The organism is Leptolyngbya sp. FACHB-36 (assembly GCF_014695955.1).
Classification (GTDB): domain Bacteria; phylum Cyanobacteriota; class Cyanobacteriia; order Leptolyngbyales; family Leptolyngbyaceae; genus FACHB-36.
Window position 1 is genome coordinate 1 of record NZ_JACJPG010000583.1, and the last position, 2,400, is coordinate 2,400.

At 56.9% G+C, this 2,400-nt stretch carries 2 protein-coding genes; both read left to right on the forward strand.

The features are described from left to right. The coding region (locus H6F43_RS17045) for a cobaltochelatase subunit CobN (RefSeq protein ID WP_190343915.1) at nucleotides 1-1,269 on the forward strand (1,269 nt) is incomplete at its 5' end. A 237-nt stretch (nucleotides 1,270-1,506) separates the two neighbouring features. Next, nucleotides 1,507-2,400: malate dehydrogenase (gene mdh / locus H6F43_RS17050; RefSeq protein WP_190343916.1), on the forward strand; the 894-nt coding region annotated here is incomplete at its 3' end.

The window sequence follows — 2,400 nt, forward strand, 5'->3', positions numbered from 1 at the left end:
ACCGACGAACTCACCAACCTCTTGCGCGGACTCAACGGCGAATACATTCTGCCCGCTCCCGGCGGCGACTTGCTGCGCGACGGTCCCGGCGTCTTACCCACCGGACGCAACATCCACGCGCTCGACCCCTACCGGATGCCGTCCCCGGCTGCTTACGAGCGCGGTCGGGCGATCGCCCGCCAAATCATTGCTCAGCACGTAGACGAACACGGCACGCACCCGGAAACCGTCGCGGTGATGCTCTGGGGCTTAGACGCGATCAAAACAAAAGGCGAATCTCTGGGAATTTTGCTGGAATTGGTCGGAGCAGAACCCGTCAAGGAAGGCACCGGGCGAATTGTCCGCTACGAGTTGAGGTCTCTGGCAGAGTTAGACCATCCTCGCATTGATGTGCTGGCAAATCTGTCCGGCATTTTCCGCGATAGCTTCGTCAATATTCTGGAACTGCTGGACGACTTATTTCAGCGGGCTGCCCAGATCGATGAGCCAACGGAGCAGAATTTTATCCGCAAACACGCGCTGGCTCTGCAAGCTCAAGGCGTCGAGAACGCAACCGCGCGACTGTTCTCGAATCCAGCAGGCGATTTTGGCTCATTGGTTAACGATCAAGTGACTGCCGCAAACTGGGAATCCGGTGAGGAACTCGGTCAAACCTGGCAGGGGCGGAATGCGTTTAGCTATGGCAGAGGCGACAAGGGACAGGCACGACCCGAGGTGCTGAAGACGCTGCTGCAAAGCTGCGATCGCATTGTGCAGCAAATCGATTCGGTTGAATACGGACTCACCGACATTCAGGAATACTACGCCAACACGGGTGGCTTAAAACGAGCCGCAGAGCAGCAGCGCGGCAAAAAAGTCACCGCCAGCTTTGTCGAAAGCTTTTCCAACGACACGACACCGCGCCAGCTAGAAGACCTGCTGCGACTGGAGTACCGCACGAAGCTGCTGAATCCAAAATGGGCAGACGCCATGACTGCCCAAGGCTCCGGCGGCGCGTATGAGATCTCACAGCGAATGACGGCGCTGATGGGCTGGAGCGGCACGGTTGATTTTCAGGACGCCTGGGTCTACGACCAAGCCGCTGATACTTACGCGCTGGATGCGGAGCGATCGCGCCACCTCCAAGCCGCCAACCCGGAAGCCTTCCGCAACATTGTCGGCAGACTGCTGGAAGCGAACGGTCGCGGCTTCTGGCAACCCGACACCAGCAAATTAGAGCGCCTGCGACAGCTTTATGAACAGACTGATGAGGTGCTGGAAGGGGTCTGATACGAATTCGGAGTTCGGAATTCGGAATTCGCAATACTTGCTGTAGTTGGAATTTGGAGAATCGGTATGGCTCGATCGGCGATCGACGGATCTGCTACGACTCGGCTCTCGCAATCGTGCTCAATTCGACTCTGGTTCAGCCGGAGCGAAAACTGTTATAAAAAGCATGAGAAAATTCTGCCCAGCTAGCGACCTACGCTAAAGTGAGCACGAACGCCCTTAGTTCTTAGCAGTTGTATGGTTCTACGTCCTTCGTCGATTTCGTGTCCTACCGCTCGCGTGGCGATCGTTGGCTCTGGTAACGTGGGCAGCACGCTGGCTCAGCGAATTGCCGAGAAAAACATTGCTGATGTGGTGCTGCTCGACATTCTTGAAGGACGCCCGCAAGGATTAGCCCTGGACCTCATGGAGGCGCGAGGCATTGAGCGGCACGATCGCCAAATCACTGGCACGAACGACTACGCCGACACCGCTAGCTCAGATGTGGTCGTGATTACGGCAGGATTGCCGCGTCAGCCAGGAATGAGCCGCGACGATTTGCTGAAAACCAACGCCGAAATTGTGCGCACTGCCGCACAGCAGGCGATCGTTCACTCTCCAAACGCTAGTCTGATCGTCGTCACCAATCCCCTCGATGTGATGACGTATGTGGCGTGGAAGGCAAGCGAACTGCCGCCGCGTCGGGTTATGGGCATGGCAGGCGTGCTCGACTCCGCCCGCTTTCAGACGTTTATTGCAATGGAGTTGGGCGTTTCGGTAAGCGATATTAACGCGACGGTGTTGGGAAGCCACGGCGACTTGATGGTGCCGCTGCCACGCTACTCGACCGTCAACGGTATTCCGATCACGGATTTAATGGAGTCAGCGACGATCGATCGCCTCGTCGATCGCACGCGCAAGGGGGGTGCAGAAATTGTTGAGCTGATGCAAACGGGCAGTGCCTACTTCGCTCCAGCCTCATCCGCCTGTGTGATGGTGGAATCGATTTTGTTGAATCAGTCGCGGCTGCTGTCTACGGCTGCGTATCTGCAAGGCGAATATGGCTTGACGGATATTTTTATTGGAGTGCCTTCGCGGCTGGGCTGTCAGGGTGTGGAAAGCGTGCTGGAACTGAATCTGACGGAGGATGAG